Below are 19,229 nucleotides of genomic sequence, written 5' to 3'. Positions count from 1 at the left end.
CTCAGTCTTCTGTCAGTTCGCCGCGCAAATTTTGCTGCATTTTGCCGCGTATTTCATCGGCAGAGAGGTTCTGGCTGAGTAAAAAGTGCAGCTTGGTCAGCGCTGCCTCAACCGTCAGATCCGAACCGCTGATAACGCCAGCATGCTCCAGCGCATTGCCGGTGGCGTAGCCACCCATATTGACCTTGCCTGAAATACACTGCGTCAGATTCACCACCACAATTCCGCGCTCGCTGGCCTGCTGGAGCTCTGCCAGAAACTCGGCATTTTGCGGCGCATTACCGACGCCGTAAGAGCGCAGAATCAGCGCTTTAACAGGCTGACGCAGGAAGTTGCGCACCACATCTGCCGAGATGCCGGGATAGATAGTGACGACACCAATCGGCTGCGGCGTAATCGTGTGAACAATCAGTTCGCCCTGACCCTGTGGGGCGGCCGGCGTATTCAGGCGGCGGATATGAATACCGGCTTCCAGCAGCGCAGAGAGGTTAGGCGAGGCAAAAGCGTTAAAGCCATCGGCATGGGCTTTGGTGGTTCGGTTGCCACGATAGAGCGTATTGTTGAAAAACAGCGAGACTTCGCTGATCGGATAATTTGCCGCGACATAGAGTGAGTTCAATAAGTTCTGCTGCCCATCTGAACGTAGCTCTGCCAGCGGAATCTGCGAACCGGTAACGATAACCGGTTTAGCCAGATTCTCCAGCATGAAGGAGAGGGCTGACGCGGTAAACGCCATAGTATCGGTGCCATGCAGAATCACAAAACCATCGTAGCGATCGTAATTCTGACGGATATCTTCGGCGATAGACTGCCAGTCCTGCGGCGTCATGTCAGAAGAGTCGATCAGCGGCTGATACTCATGAATGGTGAAATCAGGCATTTCGGGGCGGTGGAACTCCGGCATGTTAGCCAGCTGCTGCTGCAGATGACCGGAGACCGGAATATATCCCTGCGCCGAGCGCTGCATACCAATGGTACCGCCAGTGTAGGCTACGTAGATGTTTTTCTTTTGCATTAGAGAACTCAGACTTGCCGTAAAACGCGCAGTATAAGGGGAATGGCGAGGAAATGCAGCCCGACCCATGGCCGGGCTGCGAGGTTTATCGCAATGTTGACTTACCGCACGTCGCCGCAGTTCAGGCAGAAGGCGTAACGGTTCTGGGGATCGTTGAGGTGATCGAACAGTCCGGGTTGCGCTTTCATCGCGCCCATCACATCCAGCATCGGCGCCGGCAGCCAGGCTTTCAGCGGATCCGGCAGTACGGCGCGCACCGAGGCGTTCACCTGGTTCAGCATCATATCAAAGAAGCTCGGGTCATCCTGATACCAGCTCAGCTGCGGTTTGCTGACCTTCGCCAGTTCACCGGCTTTCTTCACCGCATCGTCAAAGTCACCCAGCGCATCGACCAGACCATTGGCCTTAGCGTCGCTACCGGTCCAGACATGACCCTGCGCAATGGCGTCGATCTGCTCCGGCGTCCTGTTGCGTGACTTCGCCACCAGACCAACAAAGTTGCGGTAGCCGTTTTCGATGGTCAGCTGCATAAGCTGCTGAACTTCGGTTGGCAACGCTTTGGTGGTGGAGATATCCGCCAGCGGCGAGGTGGCGACACCGTCGGTGTGCACGCCTATCGCATCCAGGCTGTTTTCCAGCGTGTTGATCACGCCAAAAATACCGATAGAGCCGGTCAGGGTGCTCGGGTTCGCCACGATGTAGTTAGCAGGGGTTGAAATCCAGTAGCCACCGGAAGCGGCCATACCGCCCATTGAGACCACGATCGGCTTACCGGCTGCATGTGCGGCCGCCAGCTCTTCACGAATCGCTTCGGAGGCCGTCACGCTGCCGCCAGGGCTGTTCACCCGCAGAATGATGGCTTTAATTTTTGGATCAAGACGCGCATCGCGGATTTGTGCGGCAGTGGTGTCACCTCCGACGTTTCCGGGCGTCTCTTCACCGTCCATGATCGCGCCACTGGCCAGCACCACCGCAATGTTGCCATCCTGCTGCGTCGAGGCCGGTTTGACACTGTAGTCATAGATGCTGACGCTGCGATAATCGTTGCTCTGCTTATCCAGGCCAAAGGTTTTCACCAGCTCCTGATCGGCGGCGGCACGGGAACCCAGCACATCCACCAGCTTATTATCCAGCGCATACTGCGCGGTATCACCTTTTACGGCGTTCAGTCCGGCAATCATCGCCGTGGCACCCGGGAACAGCTGCTCTGGCGTAATCTGGCGATTCGCTGAGACAGTATTCAGGTAGTTCTGCCACAGCTGACCCACCCAGCGGCTATCCGCATCGCGCGCGGCAGGAGACATATCGTCACGCAGGAAGGGTTCGACCGCGGATTTATAGGTGCCGACGCGGAAGACGTGTGAGGTGACTTTCAGTTTTTCCAGCAGGGTTTTGTAATACAAACCATTAGTGGCGAAACCGTGCAGATCGACCGCGCCCTGTGGCGACAGGTAGATTTTGCTGGCGTAGCTGGCGAGATAATATTGCGCCTGGCTATAGCTGTCGCCCAGCGCATAAATCGGTTTGCCGCTGTCGCGGAATTCACGCAGCGCTTTACCGACATACTGCAGCGAAGGCTGATCGCCACCGGCAAAGTCGCGCAAATCCAGCACCATACCTTTGATGTTGCTGTCCGTTTTGGCCTGACGGATCGCATCGACCACGTCAAACAGCGAATTTTCCTGCAGGCGGTCACTGCTGGCACCCAGCAACTGACGGCCAATTTTACTCAGGCGATTGCTGACCGAAGGCTTATCCACCAGCACGCCGCTGAGATCGACCCGCAGCGCGCCTTGCTGCATGGGTGCCGAGCTGTTACCCGAACCGCTGACCTGCAACCAGATGCCGACACCTGCCACAATCAACAAAATCAGAAAAATATTCAGGATAAATTCCCTGACAAAATTTAATACCCGCCAGGTCCAGCGAAACAGACCTGCAATTATTCGCCACAATGTGCGCATCAGACTCTCCATATTCATGTAGCCGGAAGTGGCCGCCGCGCGTACCAGGCTTCCCCGACGAGCTCATCCTAAAGAGCAGCGTGCTAAAAGTCAGCAGGAATTCACCGCTGACTGTTACAAAAAATCTGCCTGTGCCAGGATTACTGCAACATTAATACGATCGGGAGAAAAAACATGGATGCACTGGAGTTACTGGTTAACCGTCGTTCGGCGTCACGTCTGACCGAACCGGCACCTGCCGGCGAGGCGCTGGAAAATATTCTGCGCGCCGGTATGCGCGCACCGGATCACGGCACGCTGCAACCCTGGCGCTTTATTATTGTTGAGAATGAGGGGCGCGATCGGCTGAGTCAGCTACTGGAGCAGGCGGCACGCGATAAACAACTGGATGAGAAGGCGATCAACAAGGCCAGTCAGTCGCCGTTTCGCGCACCGATGATCATCACCGTGGTGGCACACTGTGAACCGCACCCGAAAGTACCGCGCTGGGAGCAGATCGCCTCAGCCAGCTGTGCCGTGATGGCAATGCAGATGGCCGCGGCAGCACAGGGATACAACGGTATCTGGCGCAGCGGCCCCTGGACTGACGACGTGGCGGTGCGTCAGGCATTTGGCTGCCGGGAGCAGGATGCCATTGTCGGCTTCCTCTATTTAGGCACGCCACAGCTCAAATCCAGCACCACGGTACTCCCGCCCGACACCGCGCCTTTCGTCAGTTACTTCTGATCCCGATCCTTTCCCACCATGCAGGGCTTTCTCTGGCCCTGCTGATTGAACGGTTCCTGTGCGAATGATCGCTAACCCAGCCTGTGACGCTTACGCCAGACGTCTTGCCAGGCTAACATAGCCGCCATGATTGCAGCCGACAGCTACCAATCGGTTATCCCTGTTATTCCCTGATGTTAAGGATTACCTGATTCAATGCGTTTGTTTATTGCGGAAAAACCCAGTCTTGGGCGTGCTATCGCCGATGTGCTGCCAAAACCCCATCGACGCGGTGATGGATATATCGCCTGTGGTAACGATCAGGTGGTCACCTGGTGTGTCGGACATCTGCTGGAGCAGGCGCAGCCCGACAGCTACGACAGCCGCTATGCGCGCTGGTCGCTGGCCGACCTGCCGATTATTCCGGAAAAATGGCGACTCCAGCCGCGCCCGTCGGTGGCGAAGCAGTTAAAAGTGGTGGAGGGCCTGCTGGCGCAGGCCAGTGAAGTCGTCCATGCCGGTGACCCGGATCGGGAAGGTCAGTTGCTGGTGGATGAGGTGCTCGACTATCTGAACCTGCCGGCCGAAAAACGCAGCCGGGTACAGCGCTGTCTGATCAACGATCTCAATCCACAGGCGGTGGATCGCGCGGTTAACCGCCTGCGTGAAAACCGGGAATTTATTCCGCTCTGCGTCTCGGCACTGGCGCGTGCGCGCGCTGACTGGCTCTACGGGATCAACATGACCCGCGCCTGGACGCTGCTGGGACGTAATGCCGGCTATGATGGCGTGCTGTCAGTGGGACGGGTACAGACACCGGTGCTCGGGCTGGTGGTACGACGCGACGAAGAGATTGAGAACTTCCTGCCGAAAGATTATTTCGAGGTGAAAGCCCATATCGTCACGCCTGACGAGGTACGATTTGTCGCCAGTTGGGTGCCGAGCGAGGCCTGTGAACCGTGGCAGGATGAAGAGGGGCGTCTGCTGAAGCGGGCGCTGGCCGATCACGTTGTGGCGCGCATTACCGGCCAGCCGGCAGCGGTGACCGCCTACAGCGATAAGCGCGAAAACGAAGGCGCACCCTTGCCGTTTTCCTTATCCAGCCTGCAGATTGAGGCGGCGAAGCGTTACGGCCTGAGTGCGCAGACGGTGCTCGATACCTGTCAGCGGCTGTATGAAACCCACAAGCTGATTACCTATCCGCGTTCTGATAGCCGTTATCTGCCGGAAGAGCATTTTGCGGGGCGTCACGCAGTCCTGAATGCCATTCAGGCCCATCAGCCGCAGCTGACGCCACCGGCGGATTTTGATGCCGATCGCCGTAATCGCTGCTGGGATGACAAAAAGGTCGATGCGCACCACGCCATCATCCCGACCGCGCGCGCCGGTTCGGTAAAGCTCAGCGAAAATGAGCAAAATATCTATGCGCTGGTGGCACGCCAGTATCTGATGCAGTTCTGCCCGGATGCGGTGTTCCGTAAATGCATCATTGAGCTGGAGATCGCGGGCGGCAAATTCGTCGCCAAAGCGCGCTTTCTGGCGGAGGCGGGCTGGCGGGCGCTGCTCGGTAACAAAGAGCGTGATGAAGAGAATGATGGTATGCCGCTGCCGGTGGTCGCCAAAGGGGATGAACTACTGTGTGAGCGTGGCGAGGTGCTGGCGAAGCAGACTCAGCCACCGCGCCCGTTTACCGATGCCACCATTCTTTCCGCTATGACCGGGATTGCCCGCTTCGTTCAGGATAAAGAATTAAAGAAAGTGCTGCGTGCGACCGATGGTTTAGGGACGGAAGCGACGCGAGCCGGCATTATCGAATTGCTGTTTCGCCGTGGCTTCCTGGTGAAAAAGGGGCGCTATATTCACTCAACTGAGGCTGGCCGCGCCCTGATTCACTCGTTACCCGATCTGGCTGCCCGTCCGGATATGACGGCACAGTGGGAATCGACCCTGACCCGCATCAGCGAAAAAGCCTGCCGCTATGATGAGTTTATGCAGCCGCTGGTGCAGACCCTGACCGGGCTGATCCATCAGGCGCGGCAGCAGCCTGCGGTGCATGCGTTTCGGGGATTACCGTCCACCGGGCAAAAGCGTCCGGTGCGCAAAACAAAGCGTAAAGTCAAGGAGACGGAATGAGGCGTTATTCACTATTAATGGTACTGGCTTTGTCGCTGACCGCCGGTGCAGTGCAGGCTAACAGTCGTCATCAGCCGCCACCGGTCAGCGATAATGGCGTCAATACCGACGTGGTGGTGGACCTGCCGCCGGAAGTCTGGACCCAGGGGCAACGGCGTCAGCCGGACTGTATCAGATGCTGTATCTTTGAGGATCGTAACTACAGCGAAGGCTCGGTAGTCAAGTCAGAAGGGGTACTGCTGCAGTGCGCCCGCGATGAGCATTCGTTAGGCACCAATAATCTGATCTGGAAAATCGTTAAATAAGCATCGCGTGGCATTGCGCCACGCGTTCTTCAGTTCAGCGCGCAGTCAGAAGCTAAAGGTGGACCAGATCGGCGCGTGGTCCGACGGTTTTTCCATACTGCGGATCTCATAATCGATGCCGGTCTCAACGCAGTGTGACGCCAGGTTTTTACTCGCCAGCACCAGATCGATACGCAGCCCACGGTTATCATCAAATCCTTTCGAACGGTAATCGAACCACGAAAAACGATCGGTGGTTTCTGGATTATGCGCCCGCCAGGTATCCACCAGCCCCCAGCCCATCAACCGATCCATCCATTCACGCTCTTCCGGCAGGAAGGAACATTTACCGGTACGCAACCAGCGCTTGCGACTCTCTTCGCCGATACCAATGTCGAGATCGGTGCTGCTGATATTCATGTCACCCATGATCAGGACCGGTTTATCGGCGGGCAAATCCTCGGTCAGAAAATGCTGCAGATCGCGATAAAATTTCTCTTTAGCCGGGAATTTGGTTGGATGGTCGCGACTTTCTCCCTGCGGGAAATAGCCGTTGATCACGGTGATATCGCCGATTGGGCTGGGGATTTCGGCCATAATCAGCCGGCGCTGGGCATCTTCATCATCACCGGGAAAGCCACGGCGTACCGCCACCGGCTGCACCTTTGTCAGCAGGGCAACGCCGTAATGGCCTTTCTGTCCGTGATAGAAGACGTTGTAACCGAGCTTCGCCACCTCTTCCAGCGGAAACATATCGTCGTGGACTTTTGTTTCCTGCAGGCCAATCACGTCCGGGTTATGTTGCTCGACCAGCGCCTGGAGTTGATGCGGACGGGCGCGCAAGCCATTGATGTTGAATGAAACAAATTTCATGGGATTGACCATTTTTCAGCGAGTAATAGGCTGGGATGGTAGCGATTTTTACGCATAAAGTCATGGCAGAAGAGGGGAAGATTGTGCAAAAGCGGGCAGAAGGTGAGGGCGTGTCAGGCAGAACAGGAAGCGTTGATATCAGTCCGGGAATTGGGTGCAACATACGAGATGGTGGTGGGAGAAGGATTATTCGGCGCGTTTCGCCTCACCCTTCGGGCCGCGCTGAAGCGCGTTGTCTCGCGATGCTCGACCCGAACCTTAGTCGAAGGTTCTCATCCCTCTCCCCGCAGAACAGGAAGTTTTGGTGTCAGTCCGGGAATTGGGTGCAACATGCAAGATGGTGGTGGGAGAAGGATTCGAACCTTCGAAGTCTGTGACGGCAGATTTACAGTCTGCTCCCTTTGGCCGCTCGGGAATCCCACCTGGGATAGCTAATGCTGGCAAAAAGACGATTCAGATTCAGATGGTGGTGGGAGAAGGATTCGAACCTTCGAAGTCTGTGACGGCAGATTTACAGTCTGCTCCCTTTGGCCGCTCGGGAATCCCACCATGGCCTGAATCATTCTGTCTTAAAGCGGGGCGCATCATACCAAATGCGATAGGGGTGTAAAGCGCCCATCGGCAAAACAGCAACTGTTTGCCCACTTTTTGCCCGTAGCGCTGAATCTGCAGGCAATTCAGCGTCCGGGGTGATTAAAGAATAATCGTTCGGTTGCCGTAGACAAAGACGCGCTGCCCCAGCACTTTGTAAAGCGCACGGCTTAACACGTTTTTCTCGACGTCACGGCCGGCACGCATCATCTCTTCGGCGGTGTAGCTGTGATCGACATTAATGACGTCCTGCATAATGATCGGACCTTCATCAAGGTTGTCGTTCACATAGTGCGCGGTGGCGCCGATAATTTTCACGCCGCGCTCGTAGGCCTGATGGTAAGGGCGAGCACCGATAAAGGCGGGCAGGAACGAATGATGAATGTTGATAATCTGGTTAGGGTAACGCTGGACGAACGACGGCGTCAGGACGCGCATATATTTTGCCAGCACCACATAGTCGGGCTGATAGCGGTCGATCTCTTCCACCATCCGGTTGTCATGCTCATCACGCGTCAGGCCTTCATGGCTGACCAGCACAAACGGGATATCGAAACGCTCTACCAGTGAACGCAGCGTGTCATGGTTGCCAATAACTGCGGCAATCTCCATATCCAGACCGCCAAAAGCGCTCTTCATCAGCAGATCGCCAAGGCAGTGCGCCTCTTTGGTCACCAGGATAACCACGCGGCGGCGGCCAGCGCTGTGCAGCTCACGCACCGAACCCTGCGGCAGGGCGCTATCAAGATCGGCCAGCAGTGTGTTGTCGTTAAAAATCCCTTCCAGCTCTGTGCGCATGAAAAAGCGCCCGGTGCGATGATCAACAAACTCGTTGTTCTGCACGATATTCAGCTCGTGCTTGTAACAAATATTGGTGATTTTGGCGATCAGACCTTTTGCATCGGGACAAATGGTACGTAAAACTTTTCTTTGCATGGTTTGCGCTTGCATCTCAATCAGAGTCCTGTCAAAGCATTTAAGGGTAGAACCGTTGCGGCCGTCAGCGGCTCAGCCACAACATTTTTTGTATTTTTTGTCGGTGCCGCATGGGCAGCGATCGTTGCGGCCAATCGGCGGCGTCGTTCCGTCGACATAGTACCAGCGTTGATCCTCACGAAGAAAGCGTGAACACTCATGAATGGCCTGAATGGTCATTTTCTCGCGGTATCGCGCAAAAAAGGTAACGAAAGCCTCATTCTCATGGCTTCCATGATTACAACGAGTTACATTCAGGCTAAGCCATTCGGTACCCGGAAAACTTTCGGATAAAAGCCCTGCCAGCGCCGGCTGACGTTTGGCAGGATGCCAGGTGGCAACCAGATAATCTGCATTCTGCTGAACATACGCACAATAACGTGAACGCATAAGTTGTTCAGCTGTAACAGGAATTTGGGTACCCTTGAGAAAGGGCTCGCAACATACGCTATACTGCTCTCCGCTACAACATGGGCAGATGTCTGACACGTGATCTCCTGAGAGTAATGAGTCGGAATAACCAGCGCGCTATGTTAGCTGACCCCACGTTGTGACGCTATGTATTGACGGCAGGACCAGATACAGATGAGAAAGGTAAAAATTGGATTGGCTCTGGGTTCTGGAGCGGCCAAAGGATGGGCGCATATCGGGGTCATCAAAGCCCTTGAGCACGCCGGAATTGAAGTGGATGTCGTCGCTGGCTGTTCCGTCGGTGCGCTGGTGGGCTCAGCCTATGTCAATAACCGCTTGCCGCTAATGGAAAAATGGGTCAGCGCGTTTCGCTACTGGGATGTCATTCGCCTGATGGATGTGTCGTGGCAGCGCGGTGGCTTGTTGCGCGGCGAGCGGGTGTTTAATCATGTCCGGCAGTTAATCCCCAACGACACCATTGAAACCTGCGGTAAACCCTTTGGCGTGGTCGCCACCAACCTCAGTACCGGTCGGGAACTGTGGCTGACCGAAGGTGATTTACATCAGGCGGTGCGCGCATCCTGTAGTATGCCAGGCTTATTACCGCCCGTGGGCTACAATGGGTATTGGCTGGTGGATGGCGCCGTCGTCAATCCGGTGCCCGTTTCGTTAACGCGCGCCCTGGGCGCAGACATTGTTATTGCCGTTGATCTACAGCATGACGCGCACCTGATGCAGCAGGATCTGTTTTCCGTGACACCTCAGAACAGTGAAGAAGAAGCCGCTGCGGTGGCATTGAGCTGGAGCGGAAAGCTGAGACAGCGTCTGGTGAATTTTAGCCAGCGTCGTGCGTCCCAGACACCGGGAGCGATGGAGATCATGACCACCTCTATCCAGGTGCTGGAAAATCGCCTGAAGCGAAATCGTATGGCAGGCGATCCGCCCGATGTCCTGATCCAGCCCGTCTGTCCGCAAATTTCGACGCTGGACTTTCACCGGGCTGAAGAGGCTATCGAGGCAGGCAAGGCCGCCGTTGAGAAGAAAATGGATGAACTGTTACCACTGGTCCGTGGCAGATAATCAGGTTGTTCATTCACAGATGTTACTTCGGGCAATTCTGAAAGGCGCAACTGCGTTTTATGAACCACTATTGAAATATCTGGTACGCAGGGGGAAAGAATGGAAAAACCACTAATCGGCAAAAAGATACTCATTGTCGAAGATGAGGCTGTTTTCCGTTCGTTGCTGGACCAATTTTTGTTATCGATGGGTGCTGTGACGTTACAAGCGGAAGATGGTCTGGAAGCAATTGCACAACTACAGCAGCATACTGTCGACCTGATAATTTGCGATCTGGAGATGCCGCGCATGAGTGGCATTCAGTTCGTGGAGCATATCCGTACCCGTGGCAATGCGGTGCCCATTTTGATCATCTCGGCCACTGAAAACATGTCCGATATCGCGCATGTGCTGCGGCTTGGGGTGCAGGATGTGCTGCTCAAGCCACTGAAAAATTTTGAACGCTTCCGTGAAGCGGTCTATGAATGCCTCTATCCCTCAATGTTCACCTCTAAAGTGGAGGAGGATGAGCAGCTGTTCCAGGACTGGGATGCGCTGGTACGCGATCCGAAAGCCGCCGCCAAGTTGCTCAAGCAGCTCCAGCCGCCGGTGCAACAAACCATTGCGAACTGTCGGGTCAACTATCGTCAGCTCACCATGGCCGAGCAGCCTGGTCTGGTGCTCGATATCGCAGCCCTCTCTGATAAAGACCTGGCGTTTTACTGTCTGGATGTAACCAGGGCTGGCGACAATGGCGTGCTGGCTGCGCTTCTGTTGCGGGCGCTGTTCAATGGCTTGCTGCAGGAGCAGTTGTCAGGGCAAAAACAGCGGTTACCGGAGCTCAATGGTCTGCTCAGACAGGTCAATCTGCTGCTGCGTCAGGCCAACCTCAGCGGCCAGTTCCCGTTACTGGTGGGTTACTACCATCGTGGTTTAAAAAATCTCATCCTGGTTTCAGCCGGTTTAAACGCCACGCTGCATGTTCATGCCCATCAGATTCAGCTCAGTAATGGTGTCCCGCTTGGCACGATGGGAAGCACCCATCTTAACCAGATCAGCCAGCGCGCAGATAACTGGCAATGCCACGTCTGGGGCGCGGGCGGACGCATTCGCCTGATGTTATCGGCTGAAGAATAAACCACAAAAATTAATTTAATCTGGCGCTGGAGACAGGGCCAGAAGTTAGCTTTACACTTGGGTAATAGTCTTAATTTCGACGGTTTCAGTTCTTCCAGGATAAATCCGTTCGATACTAACTGATATACTCATTTCCGAATTTAAACCGACATATCAAGTATTAACTTGAACGGCCTATAAGAGAGGTATCTTAATGTCTGCCTATAAGTCCAAAGTAAAAAAAGCGGTAATCCCGGTAGCGGGTCTGGGTACGCGCATGCTCCCAGCCACTAAAGCGATTCCGAAAGAGATGTTACCGCTGGTTGATAAGCCGTTAATCCAGTATGTCGTTAACGAGTGTATTGCTGCGGGCATCAACGAAATCGTTCTGGTGACCCACTCCTCTAAAAACGCCATCGAAAACCACTTCGATACCAGCTTCGAACTGGAATCTATGCTGGAAAAACGCGTTAAGCGTCAGCTGCTGGATGAAATCCAGTCAATCTGTCCGCCACACGTCACCATCATGCAGGTCCGTCAGGGCATCGCTAAAGGTCTGGGTCACGCTGTAATGTGTGCACACCCACTGATCGGTGATGAGCCCTTTGCGGTCATCCTGCCAGACGTCATCATCGACGAATACGAATCTAACCCAACCAAAGATAACCTGGCAGAGATGCTGAGCCGTTATGAAGAGTCTGGCCGCAGCCAGATCATGGTTGAGCCGGTTGCTGACGTAACCGCTTACGGTGTGGTCGATTGCCAGGGCGCAGAACTGAACCCAGGCGACAGCGCACCTATGGTCGGTGTGGTTGAGAAGCCTAAAGCGACAGAAGCGCCATCAAACCTGGCCGTTGTGGGTCGTTATGTTCTCTCCTCTGACATCTGGCCACTGCTGGCAAAAACGCCTCCAGGTGCAGGCGGCGAAGTTCAGTTGACTGACTCTATCGCTATGCTGATGGAAAAAGAGACCGTTGAAGCTTATCACCTGAAAGGTGTGAGCCATGACTGCGGTAACAAACTGGGCTACATGCAGGCTTTCGTTGAGTACGGTGTTCGTCATCCGGTATTGGGCAAAGATTTTTCTGAATGGCTCGATGGCGCAGTTGGCAACAAAAAGTAATTCATAAACACAGGATAACTCGATGAAAGTCACTGTATTTGGTATCGGCTATGTCGGTCTGGTTCAGGCTGCGGTGTTGGCCGAAGTCGGACATGACGTTCTCTGCATTGATGTCGACGAAAAGAAAGTCGAAAATCTGAAAAAAGGCATCATTCCTATTTTCGAACCAGGTTTAACGCCGCTGGTAATGTCAAATTACGAAGCGGGTCGTCTCAAGTTCAGCACTGATGCTGAAATGGGCGTAAACCATGGTGTTATGCAGTTTATTGCAGTCGGTACGCCCCCGGATGAAGACGGCTCTGCCGATCTGAAATATGTGACCGCTGTAGCGCGCACCATTGCGCAATACATGAACGATCACAAAGTGGTTATCGACAAATCAACCGTTCCGGTTGGCACAGCAGACAAAGTACGTGCTGTGATGACGGAAGCGCTTCAGGCGCGTGATGCTAACATCACTTTTGATGTGGTCTCGAACCCTGAATTCCTCAAGGAAGGCGCGGCAGTGAATGACTGCATGCGTCCTGAGCGCATCGTTGTCGGCACCGATAATGACGAAGTGGTTGAACTGTTACGCGAGCTCTACGAGCCGTTTAACCGTAACCACGATCGTATGATCATGATGGATATCCGTAGCGCAGAGCTGACCAAGTACGCCGCGAACTGCATGCTGGCGACCAAAATCAGCTTTATGAACGAGATCTCCAACCTGGCTGAGCGCTTAGGCGCGGATATTGAAAAAGTCCGTCAGGGTATCGGCTCCGATCCCCGCATTGGCTACCACTTCATCTATCCGGGCTGTGGCTACGGCGGTTCCTGCTTCCCGAAAGATGTGCAGGCGCTGATCCGTACCGCTGAGTCTATCGGCTACAAGCCTCGCCTGCTGCAGGCGGTGGAAGATGTCAATGACAGCCAGAAGACCAAGCTGCCAACCTTCATCAAGCGCCATTTCGGTGACGATCTGAGCGGCAAGACCTTTGCGCTCTGGGGTCTGTCATTCAAGCCGAATACTGACGATATGCGTGAAGCCTCCAGCCGTGTACTGATGGAAACGCTGTGGGAAGCGGGTGCCTCTGTTCAGGCATTCGATCCGGAAGCAATGGATGAAGCGCAGCGCATCTACGGTCACCGCAGCGATCTGAAGCTGATGGGAACCAAAGAAGCGGCACTGCAGGGCGCTGACGGCCTGGTCATCTGTACGGAGTGGCAAAACTTCCGTGCGCCTGACTTTGACGTCATCAAAAATGCACTGAAAGAACCCGTGATTTTTGATGGTCGTAACCTGTATGATCCAGAGCGTACCAGCAAACGCGGATTCGTTTATTATGCAATCGGCCGCGGAGCGTCTATTCAAATTGCGTAATTAACGAGGGATTTATGAACTTTCTGGTCACCGGCGCCGCAGGCTTTATTGGTTTTCATGTTAGCCAACGTCTGCTGGCCGCCGGTCACCAGGTTGTCGGAATCGACAACCTGAATGATTATTATGACGTAAATCTTAAGCATGCTCGCCTTAACCTGATCAAACCCGATCCTGCGTTTAGCTTTATTGAAATGGATCTGGCTGACCGTGACGCTATGGCGTCACTGTTTCAGCAGCATTCATTCCAGCGCGTTATTCATTTAGGCGCTCAGGCAGGCGTTCGCTATTCCATCGAGAACCCACATGCCTACGCCGATGCCAACCTGATTGGTCACCTCAACATTCTTGAGGGCTGTCGCCATCATAAAATCGAACATCTGCTTTATGCTTCTTCCAGCTCTGTTTATGGCCTGAATCGTAAAATGCCTTTCTCAACCGAAGATAGCGTTGACCATCCGGTCTCGTTATATGCGGCGACCAAGAAAGCCAACGAGTTAATGTCACATACTTACTCGCATCTCTACCAGTTGCCGACGACCGGACTGCGGTTCTTTACCGTTTATGGTCCGTGGGGCCGGCCGGATATGGCATTATTTAAATTCACCCGGGCGATGATTGCCGGTGAAGCGATTGATGTTTATAACCAGGGCCAGATGAAACGCGATTTCACCTATATTGATGACATTGCGGAAGCCATTGTTCGCCTGCAGGATGTTATTCCCGAGGCGGATGAAAAGTGGACGGTAGAAAACGGCTCGCCAGCCACCAGTTCGGCACCTTACCGCGTCTACAATATCGGTAACAGCCAGCCGGTAACGCTGATGAGCTATATTGAAGCCATCGAGAAAGCGCTGGGTATTACGGCCATCAAGAACCTGATGCCGATGCAGCCGGGTGATGTGCTGGAGACCAGCGCAGATACGGAAGCGCTGTTTAAGGCAATTGGCTTTAAGCCACAGACCAGCGTGGAAGAGGGCGTGAAGCGCTTTGTTGACTGGTATCGGGATTTTTATCAGGTCTGATGCAAAATAAAAAAGGAAGCCAGCGCTTCCTTTTTTTTCGTTTAACGCTTATTACCTTCAGCGTCAGCCCCGCTGATTTTCAGCGAGGTTAGGGATATTAAAGTAAAAAATCGTCCAGCTGTTTGCCTTGTTCTTCCAGCGCTTTTTTAATCACGGCGGGTGTGCGGCCCTGACCGGTCCAGGTTCTGGATTCGCCTTTTTCATCAACGTAATGATATTTTGCCGGACGTACTGAACGGTTACCTTTTCCTGCACCCTTCATATCTGACAGAGAGCTAAGCAATTCATTCGGGTCAATGCCATCCGCCAGCAGCATTTCACGATACTGATTCAGTTTACGTGCGCGCTCGGCACTTTCCGCCTGAGTCAGCGACTCTTCTTCGCGGCGTTCTTTTACCACCACTTCAAGCTTTTCCAGCATCTCTTCCAGCGAGTCTACCGGATACTCTCTGGCCTGGGCACGCAGCGTACGGATATTATTAAGAACTTTTAGTGCTTCGCTCATTGTCCTGGTCTCTGAATAATAAAAAAGTTGTTTTGCCCGACAATAGTAGAGGCGGTAATAAATAACTTCAACACAATTTAAAAAATATAGCGTCAGTAAATATATAAATAGAGTCGAAACAAAAGTCATGCTTCAGAGAAATTTACTTTTTCCTTGTTTAAGATTATTTCTTCACCGGTTTTAAAAGAAGTAAATTTAATACATTAATGAAGGGGGTGAAAATTGCCGCCTGCGGTGGCTGGCTAAACCCAGCCCGGCTGCGCGCCGTGAAGCCAGCAGGACGACGGGGTGCCAGCAATGCGGCTCCGTTTGATCACTATTCAGCGGCCAATCCCCTCGGTTTGGCGGCACTTTATGCTAATATGCGCGCCATTCCGTTTAGTCCTGATGAAGAACCCGCTGCTATGGCTCAACTCTATTTCTACTACTCTGCGATGAATGCAGGAAAATCGACCGCCTTACTTCAGTCCTCTTATAACTATCAGGAACGCGGTATGCGGACGCTGGTCTATACCGCGGAAATTGATGACCGCTTCGGCGCTGGCACGGTAAGCTCCCGCATTGGTCTCTCGTCGCCTGCCTTGCTCTATAACGCAGAGACGTCCCTCTACCGCGATATCGCCAGCGAACATGCTGCGCAGGCTATTCACTGCGTGCTGGTCGATGAGAGTCAGTTCCTGACCCGTGAGCAGGTCAAAGCCCTGTCCGACGTGGTGGATAATCTCGACATCCCGGTGCTCTGCTATGGCCTGAGAACAGATTTCCGCGGGGAGCTGTTTACCGGTAGCCAGTATCTGCTGGCATGGGCAGACAAGCTGGTGGAGCTGAAGACAATTTGCCACTGTGGCCGCAAAGCCAGCATGGTGCTGCGGCTCGACAGCGAGGGTAAACCCTTTAGCGAAGGAGAGCAGGTGGTGATTGGGGGCAACGAACGCTATATCTCGGTGTGTCGCAAACATTACAAACAGGCGATAGAGCAGGGGTCGTTGCAGGCGATCTATGGCGCTCAGACACCGCTCAACTGATGGTGTGGTGACAGGCATAAAAAAACCCGCCGCAGCGGGTTTTTATTTACTTATCGGTCAGAACGCATCGATCAGACTTTTTTCGCTTTCTTCTCGACTTTCACGCCTTTAACTGGCTGTTCGGCCACGGCTTCAGCGACGCTGGAGAAGGGCTCAACAAATTCGCGGCCATAATAGGTGTCCAGCATAATTTGTTTCAGCTCAGCAATCAGCGGATAACGTGGGTTAGCGCCGGTACACTGGTCATCAAAGGCATCATCTGCCAGCTTATCCACTTTCGCCAGGAAGTCCGCTTCTGCCACACCCGCTTCGCGAATAGAGGTTGGGATACCCAGTTGGGTTTTAAGCTCATCCAGCCACGCCAGCAGTTTTTCAATTTTCTGCGCGGTGCGGTCGCCCGGTGCCGACAGGCCTAAGTGGTCGGCCACTTCTGCGTAGCGACGACGTGCCTGCGGACGGTCATACTGGCTGAAAGCAGTCTGTTTAGTCGGGTTGTCGTTTGCGTTGTAGCGAATGACGTTGGCGATTAACAGCGAGTTAGCCAGGCCGTGCGGGATATGGAACTCTGAACCCAGTTTATGCGCCATGGAGTGACAAACCCCAAGGAAGGCGTTGGCAAAGGCGATACCGGCGATGGTGGCTGCATTGTGCACACGTTCACGCGCTACCGGATTTTTCGCACCTTCAGCATAGCTGGCGGGCAGATTCTCTTTCAGTAATTTGAGTGCCTGCAACGCCTGACCGTCAGAGTATTCATTCGCCAGCACTGAAACATAGGCTTCCAGAGCGTGAGTAACCGCATCCAGACCGCCGAAGGCGCAGAGCGAACGCGGCATATCCATCACCAGGTTGGCATCGACAATCGCCATATCCGGGGTTAATGCATAGTCAGCCAGTGGGTATTTCTGGCCGGTAGCATCATCGGTCACGACCGCAAACGGCGTCACTTCTGAACCGGTACCGGAGGTAGTGGTGATCGCTACCATGCGCGCTTTCACGCCCATTTTCGGGAATTTGTAGATACGTTTACGGATATCCATGAAACGTAACGCCAGCTCTTCGAAATGTGTTTCCGGATGCTCGTACATCACCCACATGATTTTCGCCGCATCCATCGGTGAACCGCCGCCCAGCGCGATAATCACGTCAGGTTTGAAGCTATTCATCTGCTCTGCGCCTTTACGCACGATGCTCAGCGTCGGGTCAGCTTCCACTTCAAAGAACACTTCTGTCTCAACGCCGTGCGCTTTCAGTACGCGGATCACCTGGTCTGCATAGCCGTTGTTGAACAGGAAGCGGTCAGTGACGATGAACGCACGTTTGGCGCCATCCGTAGCCACTTCTTCCAGCGCAATTGGCAGAGAGCCCCGACGGAAGTAGATGGATTTAGGAAGTTTATGCCACAACATATTCTCAGCTCGCTTGGCGACAGTTTTGGTATTGATCAGATGTTTCGGACCGACGTTTTCAGAGATGGAGTTACCGCCCCATGAACCACAACCCAGCGTCAGAGAAGGTGCCAGTTTAAAGTTGTAGAGGTCGCCGATACCGCCCTGAGAAGCCGGGGTATTGATCAGGATACGTGCGGTCTTCATTTTGTCGCCGAAATAGTGCACGCGCTCAGTCTGGTTGTCCTGGTCAGTATAGAGACAGGAGGTGTGACCGATGCCGCCCATCGCCACCAGTTTTTCCGCTTTATTAACCGCGTCGTGGAAATCTTTCGCCCGGTACATCGCAAGCGTAGGTGACAGTTTTTCGTGGGCAAAAGGCTCAGACTCGTCCACCAGCTGCACTTCACCAATCAGAATCTTGGTGCTCGGAGGAACGGTAATGCCCGCCATCTCAGCAATTTTAAACGCTGGCTGACCGACGATGGCGGCATTCAGGCCACCGTTTTTCAGAATGATGTTCTGCACTGCACTTAACTCAGCACCCTGCAGCATATAGCCGCCGTGACTGGCAAAGCGTTCACGCACCGCATCATAGGCCGAATCAACCACAATCACTGACTGCTCAGAGGCGCAGATCACACCGTTATCGAAGGTTTTCGACATCAGGATAGAGGCGACAGCGCGTTTCACATCGGCTGTTTCATCAATCACTACAGGTGTATTACCGGCACCGACACCGATGGCAGGTTTACCGGAGCTGTAAGCCGCCTTCACCATGCCTGGACCACCGGTTGCCAGAATCAGGTTGATGTCAGGGTGATGCATTAACTGATTAGAGAGCTCAACCGAAGGGGCATCAATCCAGCCGATAATATCTTTAGGTGCGCCGGCCGCGATGGCTGCCTGCAACACGATATCCGCCGCTTTATTGGTGGCGTCTTTGGCACGAGGATGGGGTGAAAAGATAATGCCGTTACGGGTTTTGAGGCTGATCAGGGCTTTAAAAATGGCGGTGGAAGTGGGGTTAGTGGTCGGAACGATACCGCAGATCAAACCAATAGGCTCAGCGATAGTGATGGTACCGAAGGTGTCGTCGGTGGCTAACACACCGCAGGTTTTTTCATCTTTGTAAGCGTTATAGATATATTCAGAAGCAAAATGATTTTTGATCACCTTATCTTCGACGATGCCCATGCCGGATTCGGCAACGGCCATTTTAGCAAGGGGAATTCGGGCATCTGCGGCGGCAAGCGCGGCAGCACGGAAAATGGCGTCAACCTGTTGTTGGGAAAAGTTGGCGTATTCACGCTGTGCTTTTTTTACACGTTCAACCAGTGCATTAAGTTCAGCGACATTAGTAACGGCCATGGTGTTCTCCTGAAGGAAGTTAAACTTTTTTAGTAAACAATCCTGCGTCCTGAGTATAGTCCCGCCTGGCTAGCGCGTCGGATTGGGCCAGAACGCCCGGATTTTCAACTGTTTACTAAACTAGTCTGCTCTCACAGCAGCGATGATGAACATCGATACCGTTAATACTTCCGTTGCGAAAAGATTACCTGGTTTGAGGTAGGGCAATTTTGATGCAGATCAATTTAAACCCAAGCTGACACCTTTCAGCCGCACTTTTCAGCGCCTGCTTGCTAAAACCGGTTACGCCTCTGGGCAGCTGGCTTG

The 19,229-nt window shown here is 53.7% G+C and carries 16 protein-coding genes, 2 tRNA genes and 1 other RNA gene; 9 read left to right on the top strand and 10 right to left on the bottom strand.

What is annotated here, in order from left to right; all coding sequences use genetic code 11:
* Window position 1: 1 nt before the first annotated feature.
* Both ansA and sppA read right to left on the bottom strand, forming a co-directional pair.
* Entirely contained in the window at window positions 2–1,015 is a 1,014-nt protein-coding gene (gene ansA, locus ACX3P5_RS09830; RefSeq protein ID WP_233988012.1) for an asparaginase, read from the bottom strand.
* Window positions 1,016–1,116: 101 nt separating this feature from the next.
* Window positions 1,117–2,979, bottom strand: a complete 1,863-nt coding sequence (gene sppA / locus ACX3P5_RS09825; RefSeq protein WP_458968634.1) for a signal peptide peptidase SppA — start codon at window positions 2,977–2,979, stop codon at window positions 1,117–1,119.
* A gap of 174 nt (window positions 2,980–3,153) precedes the next feature.
* Between sppA and ACX3P5_RS09820 the strand changes: the two genes are divergently transcribed.
* The 3 genes from ACX3P5_RS09820 (at window position 3,154) to ACX3P5_RS09810 (ending at window position 6,122) form a co-directional block, all read left to right on the top strand.
* A complete protein-coding gene (locus tag ACX3P5_RS09820; RefSeq protein WP_233988014.1) occupies window positions 3,154–3,705 on the top strand; it encodes an NAD(P)H nitroreductase in 552 nt (183 codons plus the stop codon).
* Window positions 3,706–3,900: 195 nt separating this feature from the next.
* Window positions 3,901–5,817 (top strand): DNA topoisomerase III, encoded by a 1,917-nt coding sequence (locus tag ACX3P5_RS09815; RefSeq protein WP_233988015.1) that lies wholly within the window; start codon window positions 3,901–3,903, stop codon window positions 5,815–5,817.
* Window positions 5,814–6,122, top strand: coding sequence for a YnjH family protein (locus ACX3P5_RS09810; RefSeq protein ID WP_233988016.1), 309 nt, complete (start codon window positions 5,814–5,816; stop codon window positions 6,120–6,122). The genes ACX3P5_RS09815 and ACX3P5_RS09810 overlap by 4 nt, the downstream gene beginning before the upstream one ends.
* Window positions 6,123–6,167: 45 nt before the next feature.
* Here ACX3P5_RS09810 and xthA read toward each other — a convergent pair whose 3' ends face one another.
* The 6 genes from xthA to ACX3P5_RS09780 all read right to left on the bottom strand — a co-directional run bounded on the left by xthA (window position 6,168) and on the right by ACX3P5_RS09780 (window position 9,029).
* Window positions 6,168–6,974, bottom strand: coding sequence for an exodeoxyribonuclease III (gene xthA, locus ACX3P5_RS09805; RefSeq protein ID WP_458968633.1), 807 nt, complete (start codon window positions 6,972–6,974; stop codon window positions 6,168–6,170).
* Window positions 6,975–7,143: 169 nt separating this feature from the next.
* Window positions 7,144–7,271, bottom strand: a non-coding RNA gene (locus ACX3P5_RS09800) — RtT sRNA.
* Between the two features lie 41 nt (window positions 7,272–7,312).
* Window positions 7,313–7,397: transfer RNA gene (locus ACX3P5_RS09795), tRNA-Tyr, on the bottom strand.
* Between the two features lie 41 nt (window positions 7,398–7,438).
* Window positions 7,439–7,523, bottom strand: a tRNA-Tyr gene (locus ACX3P5_RS09790).
* A gap of 144 nt (window positions 7,524–7,667) precedes the next feature.
* On the bottom strand, window positions 7,668–8,516 hold the full coding sequence (gene purU, locus ACX3P5_RS09785; RefSeq protein ID WP_233988018.1) for a formyltetrahydrofolate deformylase: 849 nt from the start codon (window positions 8,514–8,516) through the stop codon (window positions 7,668–7,670).
* 57 nt (window positions 8,517–8,573) lie between these two features.
* A complete protein-coding gene (locus tag ACX3P5_RS09780; RefSeq protein ID WP_233988019.1) occupies window positions 8,574–9,029 on the bottom strand; it encodes a YchJ family protein in 456 nt (151 codons plus the stop codon).
* A 96-nt stretch (window positions 9,030–9,125) separates the two neighbouring features.
* Between ACX3P5_RS09780 and rssA the strand changes: the two genes are divergently transcribed.
* The 5 genes from rssA (at window position 9,126) to ACX3P5_RS09755 (ending at window position 14,634) form a co-directional block, all read left to right on the top strand.
* Window positions 9,126–10,031: a patatin-like phospholipase RssA gene (gene rssA / locus ACX3P5_RS09775; RefSeq protein ID WP_233988020.1), complete on the top strand. Its 906-nt coding sequence runs from the start codon at window positions 9,126–9,128 to the stop codon at window positions 10,029–10,031.
* A 99-nt stretch (window positions 10,032–10,130) separates the two neighbouring features.
* The gene (rssB, locus tag ACX3P5_RS09770) at window positions 10,131–11,147 is read left to right on the top strand and encodes a two-component system response regulator RssB (RefSeq protein ID WP_094120535.1); all 1,017 of its coding nucleotides are present in this window, start codon (window positions 10,131–10,133) and stop codon (window positions 11,145–11,147) included.
* A gap of 193 nt (window positions 11,148–11,340) precedes the next feature.
* Window positions 11,341–12,249, top strand: coding sequence for a UTP--glucose-1-phosphate uridylyltransferase GalU (gene galU, locus ACX3P5_RS09765; protein ID WP_094120536.1), 909 nt, complete (start codon window positions 11,341–11,343; stop codon window positions 12,247–12,249).
* A 22-nt stretch (window positions 12,250–12,271) separates the two neighbouring features.
* Entirely contained in the window at window positions 12,272–13,612 is a 1,341-nt protein-coding gene (locus ACX3P5_RS09760; protein ID WP_233988022.1) for a UDP-glucose dehydrogenase family protein, read from the top strand.
* Between the two features lie 14 nt (window positions 13,613–13,626).
* Complete coding sequence (locus ACX3P5_RS09755; protein WP_233988023.1) at window positions 13,627–14,634, top strand: NAD-dependent epimerase; 1,008 nt, start codon at window positions 13,627–13,629, stop codon at window positions 14,632–14,634.
* A 97-nt stretch (window positions 14,635–14,731) separates the two neighbouring features.
* Here the strand turns inward: ACX3P5_RS09755 and hns are convergent, their stop codons facing one another.
* A complete protein-coding gene (hns, locus tag ACX3P5_RS09750) occupies window positions 14,732–15,139 on the bottom strand; it encodes a histone-like nucleoid-structuring protein H-NS (RefSeq protein WP_233988024.1) in 408 nt (135 codons plus the stop codon).
* Between the two features lie 404 nt (window positions 15,140–15,543).
* On the opposite strand from hns, the gene tdk reads away from it, so the two are divergent.
* Window positions 15,544–16,164: a thymidine kinase gene (gene tdk, locus ACX3P5_RS09745; protein WP_094120539.1), complete on the top strand. Its 621-nt coding sequence runs from the start codon at window positions 15,544–15,546 to the stop codon at window positions 16,162–16,164.
* A 71-nt stretch (window positions 16,165–16,235) separates the two neighbouring features.
* Here tdk and adhE read toward each other — a convergent pair whose 3' ends face one another.
* Window positions 16,236–18,923 carry a bifunctional acetaldehyde-CoA/alcohol dehydrogenase gene (gene adhE, locus ACX3P5_RS09740; protein WP_233988025.1) on the bottom strand — a complete coding sequence of 896 codons (2,688 nt, stop codon included), beginning with the start codon at window positions 18,921–18,923 and terminating at the stop codon, window positions 16,236–16,238.
* Between the last annotated feature and the right edge of the window lie 306 nt (window positions 18,924–19,229).

This window comes from Pantoea sp. S-LA4 (assembly GCF_054482835.1).
Note: the sequence above shows the minus strand (reverse complement) of the source record. Positions and strands in the feature narration are given on the sequence as shown.

Bases quoted from the DNA above. Each gene is read 5' to 3' on its own strand.
- purU (WP_233988018.1), bottom strand. From the start codon at position 8,516: ATGCAAGCGCAAACCATGCAAAGAAAAGTTTTACGTACCATTTGTCCC.
- tdk (WP_094120539.1), top strand. From the start codon at position 15,544: ATGGCTCAACTCTATTTCTACTACTCTGCGATGAATGCAGGAAAATCG.
- rssB (WP_094120535.1), top strand. From the start codon at position 10,131: ATGGAAAAACCACTAATCGGCAAAAAGATACTCATTGTCGAAGATGAG.
- ACX3P5_RS09810 (WP_233988016.1), top strand. From the start codon at position 5,814: ATGAGGCGTTATTCACTATTAATGGTACTGGCTTTGTCGCTGACCGCC.
- ACX3P5_RS09815 (WP_233988015.1), top strand. From the start codon at position 3,901: ATGCGTTTGTTTATTGCGGAAAAACCCAGTCTTGGGCGTGCTATCGCC.
- adhE (WP_233988025.1), bottom strand. From the start codon at position 18,923: ATGGCCGTTACTAATGTCGCTGAACTTAATGCACTGGTTGAACGTGTA.
- xthA (WP_458968633.1), bottom strand. From the start codon at position 6,974: ATGAAATTTGTTTCATTCAACATCAATGGCTTGCGCGCCCGTCCGCAT.
- sppA (WP_458968634.1), bottom strand. From the start codon at position 2,979: ATGCGCACATTGTGGCGAATAATTGCAGGTCTGTTTCGCTGGACCTGG.
- hns (WP_233988024.1), bottom strand. From the start codon at position 15,139: ATGAGCGAAGCACTAAAAGTTCTTAATAATATCCGTACGCTGCGTGCC.
- ACX3P5_RS09760 (WP_233988022.1), top strand. From the start codon at position 12,272: ATGAAAGTCACTGTATTTGGTATCGGCTATGTCGGTCTGGTTCAGGCT.
- galU (WP_094120536.1), top strand. From the start codon at position 11,341: ATGTCTGCCTATAAGTCCAAAGTAAAAAAAGCGGTAATCCCGGTAGCG.
- ACX3P5_RS09820 (WP_233988014.1), top strand. From the start codon at position 3,154: ATGGATGCACTGGAGTTACTGGTTAACCGTCGTTCGGCGTCACGTCTG.
- rssA (WP_233988020.1), top strand. From the start codon at position 9,126: ATGAGAAAGGTAAAAATTGGATTGGCTCTGGGTTCTGGAGCGGCCAAA.
- ansA (WP_233988012.1), bottom strand. From the start codon at position 1,015: ATGCAAAAGAAAAACATCTACGTAGCCTACACTGGCGGTACCATTGGT.
- ACX3P5_RS09755 (WP_233988023.1), top strand. From the start codon at position 13,627: ATGAACTTTCTGGTCACCGGCGCCGCAGGCTTTATTGGTTTTCATGTT.